Annotated in this window: 7 protein-coding genes (1 of these 7 only partly in view); 3 read left to right on the top strand and 4 right to left on the bottom strand. The window is 65.9% G+C overall.

Annotated features, from left to right (window positions below; genetic code table 11):
• Positions 1-50: 50 nt before the first annotated feature.
• The 4 genes from NRB20_RS05080 to NRB20_RS05065 form a co-directional block, all read right to left on the bottom strand.
• Positions 51-239, bottom strand: a complete 189-nt coding sequence (locus NRB20_RS05080) for a hypothetical protein (protein ID WP_153408046.1) — start codon at positions 237-239, stop codon at positions 51-53.
• Positions 240-290: 51 nt separating this feature from the next.
• Positions 291-662: a DUF2752 domain-containing protein gene (locus NRB20_RS05075; protein ID WP_153408659.1), complete on the bottom strand. Its 372-nt coding sequence runs from the start codon at positions 660-662 to the stop codon at positions 291-293.
• Positions 663-1,547: 885 nt separating this feature from the next.
• Positions 1,548-1,919 (bottom strand): glyoxalase superfamily protein, encoded by a 372-nt coding sequence (locus tag NRB20_RS05070; RefSeq protein WP_153408045.1) that lies wholly within the window; start codon positions 1,917-1,919, stop codon positions 1,548-1,550.
• Positions 1,916-2,551 carry a TetR/AcrR family transcriptional regulator gene (locus NRB20_RS05065; protein WP_227833263.1) on the bottom strand — a complete coding sequence of 212 codons (636 nt, stop codon included), beginning with the start codon at positions 2,549-2,551 and terminating at the stop codon, positions 1,916-1,918. Before NRB20_RS05065 ends, NRB20_RS05070 begins: the two co-directional genes overlap by 4 nt.
• 117 nt (positions 2,552-2,668) lie before the next feature.
• Here NRB20_RS05065 and NRB20_RS05060 point away from each other — a divergent pair, with 117 nt between their 5' ends.
• The 3 genes from NRB20_RS05060 to NRB20_RS05050 form a co-directional block, all read left to right on the top strand.
• On the top strand, positions 2,669-3,457 hold the full coding sequence (locus tag NRB20_RS05060; RefSeq protein WP_153408043.1) for an SDR family oxidoreductase: 789 nt from the start codon (positions 2,669-2,671) through the stop codon (positions 3,455-3,457).
• A 9-nt stretch (positions 3,458-3,466) separates the two neighbouring features.
• Positions 3,467-4,531 carry an NAD(P)H-dependent amine dehydrogenase family protein gene (locus NRB20_RS05055; protein WP_153408042.1) on the top strand — a complete coding sequence of 355 codons (1,065 nt, stop codon included), beginning with the start codon at positions 3,467-3,469 and terminating at the stop codon, positions 4,529-4,531.
• An 883-nt stretch (positions 4,532-5,414) separates the two neighbouring features.
• Positions 5,415-15,872 carry the 5' end (the start) of a toxin glutamine deamidase domain-containing protein gene (locus NRB20_RS05050; RefSeq protein ID WP_153408041.1) on the top strand. The gene runs 19,683 nt beyond the window's last position, so the window shows 10,458 of its 30,141 coding nt (coding positions 1-10,458); it begins with the start codon at positions 5,415-5,417; the stop codon falls past the right edge of the window.

Genomic DNA, 15,872 nt, shown 5'->3' with positions numbered 1-15,872 from the left:
AAAGCACCGAATAACGCTGGCCCCTCGGAGCACCGGGCAGCGTTGATCCCTCAGGGCACCAGATAGCGCGCGGCGAGTTCTTCCAGCAGCGGATCGTCCTCGGCGACCGCGTCGAGGGCCTCGAGATCGGCCTCGACCGCGATCTGCCGGGGATCGTCGCGCTCTCGATCGGGCACGCCGTCCTCGTTCAGCTGACGCACGAGCTTGTCCCGGATACGGGCCTTCAGAGAATCAGCCATACCACCAGCATGCCGAATGTCCGGGCAAACCACACCACGCCCACGCCGCGACTACACCGGAGCGAGCCAGCTACCCCACGGCGTATTGCGCACCACCGTGAACACCGTGAGCAACACCAGCACCACCACCAACGTCGCGCGGTTCATCGCCCACCGCCGCCCCGGCACCCCCCGCCACCGCCGCACCACCCACTCCACCCACCACAGCGAGAACCCCACGATCAGCGGCACCAGAAAAACATTGCTGTGCACAGCATCCAGCACATGCCCCTCGGTCAGATCATGCATCCCCCGCAACCCCCCACACCCCGGACACCACCACCCGGTCAACGCATAAAACGGACAGATCCCATACGACCCCTCCACATGCGGATCATAGAAATGCACCACCGCAGCCGCAGCCAGCGCGATCCCCCCCACCATCGCCGGAGTCCCCAACCCCCGCCACCGCACCGGAACCGCCGGACTACCCACGTCATCCACAATCACCCAAGGTAATAGCCACCCTCCCCTTCCGCCACGTCATCGAGCCCGACGGCGCACGATCGCGCCCGACAATTCGACCATCACGAACGGGTCCGCTCGATCGGCTCCGCCGCACCGCCAAGCGACCCTCGTCAAGCCTGTCGATCACCCATCCGTCATACCTGCGTCAGAACACGCTCACCCACAACAACCTCTCCGCACTCACACCCGCCGCCGAAAACGACCGGCCACCGCGAACCACACTCACGTGCCCTATCACCGGCGACAACGAATCCAACTCACCGCCAACGGAATTACGGCGACTCACCCCCGCCCTGCGAAGCACACGCCACTACCAACGACGCGGCAACCAACGTCATCCGACCCGAACAGCACACAGCACCAACAGATCACGCGCTCACACCCCCACCGCGAACCACGCCACACGCCGGGCTCCCGCCGACCGCGAACCCATCCGGCCGCCAACGAAATACGGCGACCCACCCCGCTGCGCGAACCACAGGCCACTACCGACGACACAGCAACCGACGTCATCCGACCCGACCCGCCGCCGACCCGAACAGCACACAGCACCAACAGATCACGCGCCCACACTTGTCGCGAACCACACACCGAACTCCCGCCGACCGCGAATCCGTCCCGCCGCCAACGAAATACGGCGACTCACCCCGCTGCGCGAACCACAGGCCACTACCGACGACACAGCAATCCGACATTGTCCGCCCCGACCCGCCGCCGACCCGAACGACACACGGCACCAACAGATCGTGCTCACAACACCCGCCGCGAACCAACTCGCCGCCAACGAAATACGGTGGCTCATCATCGCTGGGCGAAACGTAAGGTGTTGCCGAACGGGTCCGTGACGGCGAAACCTGGGCCGCCGGGGCCGGGTTGGGGTGGGCCGGGGCGGGCGTAGCCGTAGTTCTTCGCGGCTAGTTCGGCATGCCAGGTGTGGATGTCGTCGACGGTTGTCCACAGGACGGTGCCGGGGGTGCCGTCGCCGTGGTGTTCGCTGAGGTGGATGAGTGCGCCGGAGCGGGAGAGTTGGGCGTAGAGGGGGAGGTCGGGTTCGAAGCGGTGTTCCCAGTCGACGGTGAAACCCAGGTAGTCGCAATAGAATTCGTATGCCTTGGTGACATCGAAGATGCGTAGGACGGCGATCGGGGCGGCGAAGTCGATCGAGGGTGTCATGCCTTCATGCTATTGCCGAGGCGCGGTGCGGCGACCGGGGCGGTGAGGACGCCGGCCAGCATATCGATGAGTTCGGACCAGGCGGTGGTGTCGTCGGCGGCGACGCGGTCGTCCTCGATGGCGCGTTCATGGTCGGCGAGCAGGGAGAACAGCACGGTGGGGAGGGTGCGGAGGCGGCGCAGGCGCAGGGCGGGCGGAAGTTCGGGCAGGGCGCGGTCGAGGCGGTGCATGATGACGCGCACCGAGGTGCGGCGGGTGCCGCGCAGATTGGCCTCGTCGGTCACCGCGGGGTGGGTGCGGATCTGCTCGAGAAACCTTGCGTAATAACCGATTCCGTGCTGGGACCGCAATTCGAACATGGGCACGACCAGCGCTTCGAGCAGTTCGTGCACCCCGTCCGGCGCGTCGGCGGCGGCACGTTCGGCGAGCAGTTCCAGCCGACGCAGCTCGAGGGTCGCCATCCGCTGTTCCACCACGGCCTCGATGAGCCCGTCCCGGGAACCGAAGTGGTACTGCACCGCGGAATTGTTCCGCTGCCCGGCCGCCGCCGCGATATCGCGCAGCGGCACCGACTGCCCGCGCTCGGCGATCAGCCGCTCCGCCGCGAGGAGGATCCGCTCGCGCGCTGTCATCTCTGCCACAGGCAGCAGAATAACCCACTCACCAGGACAGACGGAACGAACTCTTGACAATTAAGCAATAATTCTTAAAGACTTTGTGATCGAAACCACACAACCGAGGAGATTTCGATGATCCTGGACACCTTCCGCCTCGACGGCCGCGTCGCCGTCGTCACCGGCGCGGGTCGCGGCATCGGCGCGGCGACCGCCCTGGCCCTGGCCGAGGCCGGCGCCGACGTCGCGATCGCCGCCCGCACCGCCACCCAACTCGACGAGGTGGCGGGCAAGATCCGCGCGCTGGGCCGCAAGGCGATCACCGTTCCCTGCGACCTGTCCGACCTCACCGCGGTCACCGCGCTGGCCGACACCGCCGCAGCGGAATTGGGCCGGATCGATATCGTGGTCAACAATGTCGGCGGCACCATGCCGAACACCTTCATGACCACCACCCCGGAATTCCTCGAGGAGGCGTTCCGCTTCAACGTGAGCACCGCGCACGCGCTCACTCAGGCCGCGGTCCCGCACATGCTGCGCGGCGACGGCGGTTCGGTGGTCAACATCTCCTCGATGATGGGCCGCTCCCCGGGCCGCGGCTTCCTGGCCTACGGCACCGCGAAAGCCGCACTGGCACACTGGACTCGGCTCGCCGCGACCGATCTCTCCCCGCGCATCCGGGTCAACGCGATCGCGGTCGGCTCGGTGCTCACCTCGGCGCTCGAGGTCGTCGCGCAGCAGCCGGCGGTCAAGAAGACCATGGAGGACGCGACCCCGCTGGGCCGGTTGGGCGAGCCGTGGGAGATCGCCGCGGCGATCGTCTACCTGAGTTCCCGCGCGGGCGGCTACATCACCGGCAAGATACTCGAGGTCGACGGCGGTATCGAGGCCCCGAATCTCGCACTCGGCCTGCCGGATCTGTGAGGAGTGAGCATGACCTATCGCGTAATCCAGTGGAGCACAGGCAATGTCGGGCACTGGGCGTTGCGGTCCATCATCGCCCGGCCGGAACTGGAGCTGGTCGGCGTCTGGGTGTCGAGCGAGGCGAAGGCGGGTAGGGACGCCGCCGAACTCGCGGGCCTGGACACCCCGACCGGCATCATCGCCACCACCGACGCCGACGCGCTGCTCGCCCTGAAACCCGATTGCATCGTGCACACCGCCATGGCCGACGATCGGCTGATGGAGGCGGTCGAGGACCTGAAACGCTTCCTGCGGGCCGGGATCAACGTCGTGTCCAGCAGTCCGGTGTTCCTGCAATTCCCTTACGGCACACTGCCTTCCGAAGCCATCGACCCGATCGTCGAGGCCGCGCGGGAGGGCGGGGCGTCACTGTGGGTGAACGGGATCGATCCCGGCTGGGCCAACGACTGGCTCCCACTGCTGCTGACCAGCGGCAGCGAACGCATCGACCGCGTCGTGTGCTCGGAACTCATGGACTACTCCACCTACGACAATCCCAAGGTGCTGTTCGAGATCATGGGTTTCGGCAGCGCGCTGGAGGAGTTGCCGCTGCTGTTGCAGCCGGGCGTGCTCACCCTGGCGTGGGGCAGTGTGGTGCGTCAGCTCGCGGCCGCGCTGGATGTCGAATTGGACGATGTGACACAGGATTTCGAGCGGATCGCCGCGCCCGGACCGCTGCAGGTGGCCGGACGTACCGTAGCCGCCGGAACCGCCGCCGCCCTGCGTTTCCGGGTCAGTGGGATTCGGTCGGGGCGTGAGGTTTTCGTGCTCGAACACATCACCCGGCTGCATCCGGAGCTGGCCCCGGAGTGGCCGCAGCCCACCGGAAAGGGTTGCTACCGAGTCGAAGTCGAGGGCGAACCCGATTACCGGCTGGATCTCCAGCTCTACAGCAACGGCGATCACGCGCGAGCGGGCCTGGTCGGTACTGCCGCCCGGCTGGTCAGCGCCGTGCCCGCGGTGATCGAGGCCCGGGCCGGATTGCTGACGGCCGTGGATATCCCGCTCACCACCGGTCGCGGACTGGTTTCCTGATCCCCGAGCCCGTGCACCGGTGGTTGTCAGCGGCTCATTGCGTTCATCCACCGGTGCCGGGTGTATCCGAGACAGTGCGCGACGAACCCGAATCATCGCCCGCCGTGCACCATCAAGTATTCGGAGCCGTCGGCACTGTGTATGGGGGTATACAGCCGATGTGAGCCGCGGCACATTCGACAGCTGCCGCCGAGCCCTGGCTTCCCCTTCGTAACATCACCGACTCGAGCCATCGATCAGCTATCGATGCAGTCGGTATAGACCAAACGCGCAGCTAGGGCCGTATGCGATCGAAAATGATCGCCGCCGAGCGCGATTCGCCATTCCGCCCGAGCCGATTCCGATGCCTGCCACAGCAACATCGAGTTCACGTTCACGTAACCTCACAAACGATATTCGGCGATTCACAGCCATCGCACAGACACCCCTCGATGTAGGCCTTATCACACGAACGGTGCACCCGGAGTGATTCCGTTGGGCCACCCCACCTGGCCGATCACTCCGGCTCACCTCGCGAGTTCCCGTCTCACACCGGCAAATCGGGCTTATCGGCCAGCTGCATTGGGCAGCAATGTTTTTCGGCTCTCGCCGCAGCATCCGCCCGGCGGCCTGTCCGAGTTGTCCTGCATTCCTGGGGAATTGCGGTACCGTTAACCGGGAGTCCATCTTCGGATCCGGGCCGGGCAGGAGTGCGCAACGTGTTTGAGGGAGCAGGGTTCGATCGCACCGAGATACCTAGTTCGACGTGCGTGCAGCGGTGCTCGAGCACCGCTACTCACCGGTTCGGGTTTGCTGTGACATCGCGGGCCGCGCTGCGCTCGGCACGATGTTCGGCAGCCGTCGGCCGCTGAGATCATGTGGCGCGCACGAGGTCTGTTGAACGATGAGTATCGAGATGCCCGCCGGGCTACAGTGGCTGTCCTATTTGGCCGGGTCGTCGTGGCCGAAAGGTGATGAGGACGCCCTCTTCGCATTGAGCGAGGATTGGACCGAGGCCGCCGAAGGGCTCAAGGGGATCCTGACACCGCTGCATCTGGCGTGCGACACTGCCTCGCAGAACTACAGCGGTAGTGGCGCGGATCAGATGAAATCCCAGTTCGACCAGTTCTTTTCGGGGGACAGTTCGGTCGAGAAGATCATCGAGGGCCTCGAGCAGCTCGCCGACTCGGTGTTCGACTGCGGACAGCAAACCGAGTACGCGAAGTTGCAGATCATCATCACCCTGGCGGTGATGGCCGCGGAGATCGCGTACGCGCTGGCCACACTGTGGGGCGCGTGGGCGGTGCCGCTGATCGAGGCCGAAGGCGCGGGGATCATGCGCCTGATCGCCTCGCGTCTGGCCGGAGCCCTCGCCGCACGAGCCGCGCGTCTGGCCGCGACACCGCTGTGGAAGCTCACCGCGATTCAGGTGCTCGAGCAGGGCGCGATCGGTCTCGGCACCGACGCACTCGCCCAGGGCATCGAACTCGCGCAGGGCCACAGCAAGGGCTTCAACGTCAAACAGATGTTCATCACCGGCGCGGTCGGCGCGATCTCCGGTGGCGTGGCCACCCCGATCGGTCACCTCGGCGGCAAGTACCTGGGCGGATGGGTCGCCAAGAACGGCGAAATGACCTGGTGGAAAGCAGGTTTGGTCGCTGTCGGATCCGGTATCCCCGCCGGTGTGGTCGGCGCGGGCGCGGGCATCGTCGCGTATGGCGCGATCACCGGGCAGTGGGAATTCGATCCCGCCGCACTGATCGGCGGTGTGGGTGGTGGTCTCGTCGGTGGCGTGCACGGCGTGCTCGGGCACTTCCAGGGCAAATTCACCGCAGCGGGCGGGTACGAGCCGCTACCCGCGTACAGCGCGGAGGACAAACCACCGGCCTACAGCACAACCGAGAAACTTCCCTCCTCCGGCGACGGCAGCACCGTCCTGTCCGACACGAAACCCGGGCGAGGCGACGTCAAGACCGACAACCCGGCCGCCGCGCAGACCCAGACCCCACCGGTCAACGGCAATTCGCAACGGACACAGAGCAATAGCTCGAATTCGCCCGCCAGCGAGATCTCACGCGGCGGACTCTCGAACGGCAACAACCGCAACGGCGGCAACGTCAACGGGAACACGACGAACGACAGCACCCGTAATGTCAACGGGAACAAGACGAATGGCAACTCGACCCAGCAGGTCGACAACCGCGGCAGCGTCAACGGCCGTAACGGCAGCAACAGCAGCGAATTCTCGCCCGCCAACGGCAAATCCGGCCAACCCGCCGCGAACCTCGACCAGCACGCCCGAAACCTCAACGGCGACAACAACACCAACCTCGCCGCGAACAGCCGCACCGACAGCGGACCCCACAACGAGGTACCCACCCGGAACGAATCGCTGATCGACAACCGATCCTCCGACAACGCCGCGCAACAGTCCCCCATCCACGGATCCACCGAACAACGCGTGAACGGGACCCCGGAAACCAACCCGGTGAACGGCAGTCGCAACGGATCCGAACAGACCAACCCGTTCCGGCAGACCGACCGGACGACGCCCCCGCAGAGCACCCCGATCCGTTCCACGAATATCTCCGACAACTCGAATTCCACTGTCCGACAGCCGGTATCGTCCAGTCTCGACAGCCGCCCGGCGCAGCAGCCCCGCGCCTACTCCTCCGTCTCGAAGGTTGCGGACGGCTCCAGCACCCCGCTCCGCACCGGTACCCAGGAGCAGGCCCGCCCCACGCTGGGCAGCAACAACCCCTACCGGATGGCCGCCGAATCGAAACTCACCGGCAACGGCACAGATCAGCTGCGCGCCACCCCCGAGTCCCGCAATCTCACGAACACCCCGGACCGGAACAAATATCGCGCCACCGTCGAGGACGCCCCGGACGAGTCGGGGATCTCGCGCTCGACCGAGAAACCGGCGGATTCGCAGGGCGGCAACCGATTCCGCAGCACCGACACAACGCGGAACGGCAAGGACGGCAACCCGTTCCGGACCACCGTCGAGGACGTCGTCGACGAATCGGACCCGCGATTCAACACGACCGACACCCGCAACGGCAGCACCTCTTTGCGCCCCGCCGAGAATCAGACCACCCCGCTGCCGCGAACCGGCGACGAGACCAGATCCGGCGGCACGAACCCGTTCCGGTCCACCCTCGGCAAGGACGGCAACGAACAGGGCGGCAGCAGCCCGCTCCGTCGCAACGATCCCGAAAGTCGTTCGCAGGAAAGCAGATCCGGTAGCGACCCGTTGCCGAAGATCACCGCGAACCGGCGCGATCCGCTCGAGAACCTCACCGCACCGCGGGCCGGTGCGAGCAGGTCGGGTGAACTGCCCGGCGCCCCCCACGAGCACACCCACACCGACTACCGCACCGGCCAGCGCGTCGTCAACGATTGCAGCCGACAAGTGTTGCGGCGCTTGGCATCCGAGTTCCCCGAGAACCGCCGCATCTTCCCGCCAGAGGAGCCGGTCGGCCTGCACGGTATGGACGCGCTCGAATTCGAGATGCGTTCCACCGGAACACTGCAGAGCTTCCCGAACCACGAGGCGGTCGGCGAGGCACTGCGCGCGCTCGGGCCCGGCGCCAAGGCCGCGGTCATCGAAAGCTATCGCGGCCCGGCCGATCAGCACGGCATCGGCGCACACGCGGTCGTGATGACCGTCAGGAACAAGAACGACTGGGTGTGGGATCCGGCCACCAATCGCGAAACCCCGCTGATCTTCCACGATCGCGACAAGGTCGCCGGGGTTACCGCCGTGCTCTACAGCGCCGACGGCAGCCCTACCCGCGCGCCCGGACGCACCCCGGACGGCGTCGAGTCCACCGGCAACGTCCGCATCGGCGCGTCGACCGTCACCGAACCACATCACACCGACACTCCGTCACGTGATGAACCCACCCCGCCGAACGACGTCCCCGCCGCCAGCACTCATGACGGCCCGCCGGGCCGCAACTGGGCCGACGTCACCGAACTCGGCACCCAGCCACAGCAGCTGTCCAAGGCCGCATTCGGTAAAAGTTCGTCCAGCGCACACGATCTCGTGGTTCTGGGCGACGACTCCGGCGCGCACTACATCTGGTCCCGCTCCGGCGGTCTGACCGATTCCGAGGGACGCGCGGTCCCGAGATCGACGACCCTGGACACGGTGCTGTCGGATCCGCGGATCACCGAGGTCCGGGTCCCCGGCAAGGCCGAACACTCCACCTCGCGCCCGACCGAACCAGCGGATCTCCACTCGCACAACGACTCTCCGGCCGAGTCCGGCTCGCCGAAGCGCGATCCCGAAGTGCTGCAACGCCTCACCGCCGGGCAGGAACGCGCCGAGCAGCATCAGCAGCAGGTCAAACAGACCATCGAACGTTCCGCCGAGAGCGTCGAGGAGGCCCGGCGCGCGCTCGAGACGGCCGAATCCACCCACGACGACGCGCACATCTCCGAGGCCCGCGCCGTCTACGAACAGGCCGCACAGGATCACCGGCAGACCGTCGAAACGGCCGTGGACACCCTCATGTCCGACGCCGAGAAGGCGGGTACCGACACCTGGAAAGCGTTCCAGGACGGCCACATCAGCCAGGAGGACGCCTTCCCGCTGATCCGCAGGCAGCGGGTCTCCGCCGCGAAGGCCGCGGCCGAGTCACTGCTGGCGCACTACGACATCCAGGCGGGCAAGGACAAGTCCGGCCCGCTGGCGAAACTGAGCAACCAGGAGCTCGAACAGCGCATCCTCGAAGGTTCGGAGAAGGATTCCCGCGCCGCCCAGATCGAACTGTTCCGACGCGGCACCGGCGGCGAGATCGGCGGTCCGGGCGGTAAGGTGCTGCGCTGGACGCAGCTCACCTCGGAAATTCTGATGCGGCACGGCCCGGTCGAAATGGATACCGGCGAGGGCAAGGAATTGACCGCGATCTCCCGGGCCACCCGCACGGTGCTGGAAAAGGGTATCGCGCATGTGATGACCAGTAGCGATCCGCTGGTGGTCCATATGCAGCACGAATTCGAAAGTCTGGTGGCGGGCGATCACGGCCTGGGGATCGATGTGTATCACCTGGATTCGGATCAGCCGTTCCCGGAACGGGTGGAGGGCCGCAAACTGATCGTCCTGGGCACCGCGCAGGATTACGGATTCCGCGCGGTCAAAGAGGCGCAGGCGGTGGTCGACAAGCTGAAGGACAGCGGTATGTCGACCGAGGAATTGGCGAGTTTGCGCGCGGATCTGGAACAAGCGCCCTCGATGCAGGAATACAAGAAGATATTGGATTCCGCCGCCGAGGCCCGGGGCCTGCCGGATCGTTTCGAACCGTTCCCCGGCGGCGATCTGATCATCGACGAGATCGATGCGCAGCTGATCGACGAGCAGACCCACTATGTGCTGTCGCCCGGTAAGTCCGGCCCGGCCGACGAGGCGTTCTCGAACCATGTGCACGAGATCTGGAAGACGTTGCAGGAGGCCAAGGAAGGCGGTGTCCTGGGTCCGGAGGACTTCGGTAAGGACCTGGAGAAACGCGGTGTCTTCGATGCGAGGATGACCCCCGCCGCCCGCGACAAACTGGCCGCCATGCTGGGCCGCGACCGCATCAGCGATGCCGACGCCGAGGAATACGCCCATGCGGCACAGGCGGAATGGGGCCCGGAGCGCAATTCGGACTACCACGTCAGCGACGACGGCAAGATCAAGATCATCTCCTCGCAGACCAACGATCAGGTCATGGACGATCCGGAGAAACAGAGTTCGAGCCGCTGGAACGGATTCGCCAAATATCTGGAGGCCAAGAACGGCCTGTCGATCACGGCGGATTCGGAACATTCGCTCAGCATCACCGGAAAACAGATCTTCAGCGGCGGCCATTTCGACCACATCACCGGCATGTCGGGCACCCTGCTCACGCCCACCGAGGGTAATCCGCGCGGCGTCGAGGACGTCATGCACCAGGAATACGGCACCGGCCCGATCTCCAAGGTGGACAGGTTCTTCAAATCACAGCTGCTCACCCCCGACGCCAAGCATTTCACCTCCGGTGCGAAGAAATTCGAGGCCATGGCGAACGATATCCTGGACACCGCGTTCGTCCAGGATTCGAAGACCGGGGCATGGGAGCAGAAGGGTTCACCGCAGCTGGCCATCGCCATGGACAACGCCGATGTCGCCCGCCTCGCCGACGCACTCCACCACGCCGCCGCCGAGCGGGGACTCGACGTGAAATTCGACGCGCTCGACGTCGCCTGGGTCGATTCGCACGGCAGTAAGGACCGGGCGAACGAGGCGCTCCAGCAGATCATCAAGGACGGCGGTGAGATGGGCCGAATCATCCTGGGCAACAAGATGATGGGCCGCGGCGTGGATATCACCCCGTCCGAGAAGGCCATCGCGAACGGCGGCCTCAAGGTGAAAATCAGTGGCGGCCCGGCATATTCGGAACGTGTCAACCATCAGGCCAAGACCCGCGCGGCGCGCAGCGGCGACCCGAACGGGGATTGGGAGACCGGTGGCACACCCGGTGAGGCCGTGCACTACATCTCGCCCGAGGACTATCGCAGTGCCGCGCCGAACGCCCGCGTCAAGACCTTCATCACCCGCTATCAGGAAGCGGCACAACAGCATCAGGACGCCACCGAGGCGCATCGCAACGACGGCAACGAGCAGACCGAGGCCAAACTGGAGGAGACCAGAGCCTCGCTGAATACGGCCGAGAACGACCTGCGCGACCTCGCCACACCATTGCAGAAGGCCGCAGTGGAACAGCAGTTGCTGAATTCCCGTCGCGCCGAATCGGATCCGGCGCGCGGCCCCCCGCTCGAGGACGGCACCGGCACCCGGCAACCCGTCACCCCGCCACCCAGATCCGGCGACGACGCGACGTCGCACCGTCCGGCCCCGAATACCGACGGCAGCAACGACATTCAGCGATCGACGACCCCGGAACAGCAGACCGGTACCTCGCCCGAACGACCGAGTATCGACCGGTCTCCCGGCGCGCGCCCCACGGTGTATCAGCCGCAGCGCGACCTCCCGTCGATCGAGACTGTTCTCGGCGATCCCGCCTTCGGCTCGACCGGCTCGGAGCGCGGCGGGTCCGAGACGACCTCCCACGACTTCGGCGAGGACACCAGCACCCCCTCGCCTGCCTTCCGCCCGGAAGACCTGCCCGGGACGACCGGTACCCGTCCGGCGTGGTCCAGCCATTACACGCCGAATTCGCTTGCGGCCCAACACAACAACCCGTTCCAGCAGTTCGACCGGAACCAGGCGGGCCCGTCCACGCCGTCGCGGCACGCCCCCGCGCTCGACGGTTCGACCCGATCGCCCGAGAAGCTCCCGCCGCCGGAAACGCAGGAGCAGGCCGAACCACACACCGAAGCGCCGCACACCCCGCCGACGCGCGATTTCCCCGCGAGAATGGCCCCCTACGAACGCCGCGGTTCGTCGCGTTTCGGGCTCAGCCGACTGTTCCAGGGCTTCTCCCGCCGCATACCGACCGTGCTGGTCGACGGCCGCCGCACCACCGTGCACGAGGAGCCGTGGCATCCGACCGCGACCATGCGCAACCCCTACCTGCACCTGACCGGCGACGCGAACAACCGCAGGCTGTGGGCCTACCCGCAGGGCCGCGTGGACTCGGTCGCGGGCGATACCGTGGGCCGGTTCGGCGGCTGGCTGGCGATGCACTGGCTGCGACACGGAACCTCCCGCACCAACGAATTCGATTACACGACACTGACTTCCAGCCAGCGCCAGGACGCGATCAACGTGATCTCGAGCCTGCGCGCACCCAGCGCGGACAACAGCCGGGAGAACTGGATCCGCTGGGCGGAACTGAGTCTGGGCGGCGGCGCGCGGCTGGATCTGCGCGAATCCACCGACTTCGCGGGCCTGCCGCGCGGTACCCGGCTGTGGATGGTGAACCCGATCGATTCGCGCGCGATGGCGGCCGAACACGTCGGCGGCGGCCACGGCTTCCGCGTCTACGATCCCGACACCGGCCGATCCGATTCGATCGACGTCTCCGAGCTGCAACTGCGCATGCGACAGCGCGGCTTCAACGAGTTCGTGGTGGTCGAACCCACGACCGACCGCACCACCGCCCCGATCCCGATGGATCACGCCGCCAGGCTCGCGGTCGACGAGTTGCCGACCTACCTCGACGCGCAGGACCAACGCCCGCCCGACTACCCGGCCCCGCCCGTCTACACCGCCCCCGACGATCCCGCCGGGGTGTGGGGCGCGGTCAACTGCGCGGTGCTGTCGCTGTCGCTGCTGTCCGCGTTCACCGGACGTCCCCGCCCTGAGATCCCCACCTCCCTGGCCGGTGTCACCGGTATGCCCGCGGATGTGTTGGCGCACAACGCCGGTGCGCCGCTGACCCGGTTCGACAACCACGATCACATCGCCGCGCAGCTGACCGCGATCGGTCCGGGCGCGGTGGCGCTGGTGGTCGACGACTACCGGGACTTCACCGACGCGAATGGCGTTGGCGCACACGCGTATCTGATGCGCGTCGACGAGAACGGCACCGTCTCGGTGCACGATTCGTCCGATCCGTCGCACCGGTCCTTCCCGCCGCAGGTCCCGCGGGAGCTGGCGGGTACGCACGCGGTGCTCTACTCCGCCGACGGCATCCCGAAGGCCATGGATCCCGCGCTGGCGGATCAGCTGGCGGCGACGACCATGATCGGTGCGCGGTCCACGGACGACTCGGAACCGACCGACCCCCCGGCCGGCTCGAATCTGAGTAGGACGGTCTGGAATTACGGCAGGCGTTTCAAAGGCGCCGAAGATCTCATCAAGATCGCGCCGATTCCGGAGAACACCATCAAGTGGCTGCGCCAACAGGTCATCCATCATGTGGAGACCGAGGCCGCCAAGAAACCGGTCGCCACCACGAGCAGCACGAAACCGGCGGACACCGAAGCCACCGAACCTGCGGAAAGTACGAAACCCGCGGACGCCGAAGTCACCAAAGCGGCCGATGCCGACATCAGTAAGAAAACGGTGACTCCGGCGGACAGCAAGGGCGCGGAGCTGACGGAGACCGCGAAGCCGAAGTACACCGGCCCCGACGCCAAGCGCAAGACCGCACTGACCAAGGCGCTCAAGGGCCCCCAGACCCCGAAGGACCCGTTCCACGCGGCCGTCAAACAGAAACTGACCTCACGCCTGACCACGGCGGAGGCGTACCGCCTGTTCAGCAAGTCGGGTATGCCGCTGGCCGCGGAACACAACGGCAACCCGTTCCCGGTGTTCCTGCGCCTGCGATTGGTGCCGCGCGAGATCTCGCGGCCGAACGACGGTCCGGCGGTGAGTATCCAGAGCTGGACCTACGGAAACGTCGATATCGGTAGTTCCGCGAGCGAACACAGCCTGCGATCGTTCAGTTTCCCGTACACCCACCTGTCCGATGTGAAGAACAAGGGCAAACTGATCAACTGGGGTGTGACCCCGCAGTTCAATTTCATGCACAATCAGCTGTCCTCGGCGATGGCCGTGATCGGATCGGTGCAGTCGGTCATCAAGAAGCGCAGCACCGACTCCGACGCGGTGCCGCACGATTTCGACATGCAATGGGAGATGCGGTACAACCCCGAGGGTCTCGCGGGCGTGCTGTCTCCCGATATCCGTGATCACGAAGACGACTGGGTGAAGATCGATCACGAAGCCGCCCCCGACCTCCTGACCGCCTGGTTCCCGAACCACCTGCACGACAACACGATCAAGATTCCGGAGGCGGGAAAGGACGACAAGCACACTCCGATTCCGTTCCATCGCGCCCCCGATTATTCGGATTCCGGCAAGAACGCGAACCCGTACATCTCCGTCGATCAGATGCCGTTCTACGGCCCGCTCGATTTCCCGGCCCACGACGAACTGTTCGCCGATGTGATGAAGGGATTCCCCGACCAGATCAAGCAGATCTCGAAGGCGTCGGCGATCCAGTTGCGCACCTTCTTCGGCGACAATTTGCGCGGCAATGTCCCGATGATGCACGGCGGCTCGGTGCAATCGCCGACGATGTACACCTCGTCCGGTAAACCGCTCGGATTCTTCGAGGTGGAGATCGTCGATTTCCACGGCGGGGACACCCTCACCGGCCCCGTCACCGCGGAAGGCCAGTCGCGGCTGGAATACAACGTGGTGCGCGGCCTGCGCACGCAGGCCAGAGCCGCGATCTCCAACCGGCTCGGCGCGGCGTTCGCATTCTCCCTGGGCCTGGCGCAGGGCAAATCCGACGAGGCGACCGGCTATGCGACGCGCGGCGGCAATATCACGCCTCTCAAGGCCGGGGTCACGCACCAGAACAGCCATGCGCTGTCCTACGGTGGCCGCGGCTATATATCCCGGGCGCTGCGCCTGGTCTCGCGCCTGCTGCACACCACACCCGAGATGGAGATCCGGGTCAAATTCGTCCGCCCCGACGGAGCACCAATTCTGCCGAAGTCGGGCACACCCCTGAACAACCCCGGAAAAAAGACATCCACGAAGGACACCGTCCCAGCGGAAGACAGCACGAAACCGAAAGACGCCACGAAACCGGCCGAAGACAGCACGAAACCGGCGAAAGACGCCACGAAGCCGGTCGAGGACAAGACCGCCGACGCCACGCCGACCGGTAAGCGGTATCCGATCAACATGCTGATGCCGTCGAAAGCGGCCCTCGGCCGCAAACCCCAGGCCGGTGAACAACGCTTCCTCCCCCTGCACCTGCTGCATCTGCAAAATCTCGACCTGCTGACCACCCCGCTCCAGGTCGAAATACCCGACAACATCTTCGACGGTATCGAGAAATTCGTCTCCGATATGGATTTCCTCCCCTCGGCGAGCAAGGCGAACGACCTCCTCGACCTGAGGTCCACCGCGGAGGAACGCCTGGAGAACTCCCGAAAACTCTCGCAGATGAAAGCACGGCTGACCAAGCTCGCGGCCTTCGACGAGATGCTCCAACTCGGTTTCCGCACCGAATTCAACGGCACCACCGCCGCGGGTCTGGATCCCGCGCGCATCACCGTCACCATCAAGGCCGTCCGGGAGTACAACACCCCGGACGGCAAGTACGACCCGAAGGCCGATCCGAACGACGGCGTCACCCACGACTGGCGCACACCCGTACTCCAGACGATGAACTACAGCGGCATCATCCTGTCCTCCGGGGAGGAGACCGAAAGTACCCCGCTCGCCGCGGATGCCGGCGCCAGCGCGTCGTTCACCAACCCGCTCAACATAATCGGCACCCAGCGGCTGTCGAGCATGACCGCCTCCTACGACTTCAACTACGGCAAGTCCAAGGGCGAGGGCGCCGCCCAGTTCCACGCCGAGGAGAACTACACCTTCAGCCCGAAGAATTCCGCGGAGGACGAC

It is taken from the genome of Nocardia macrotermitis, assembly GCF_009604405.1.
GTDB lineage: Bacteria > Actinomycetota > Actinomycetes > Mycobacteriales > Mycobacteriaceae > Nocardia > Nocardia macrotermitis.
The sequence above is the reverse complement of the archived record's forward strand: the minus strand, read 5'-3'. Positions and strand labels throughout refer to the sequence as shown.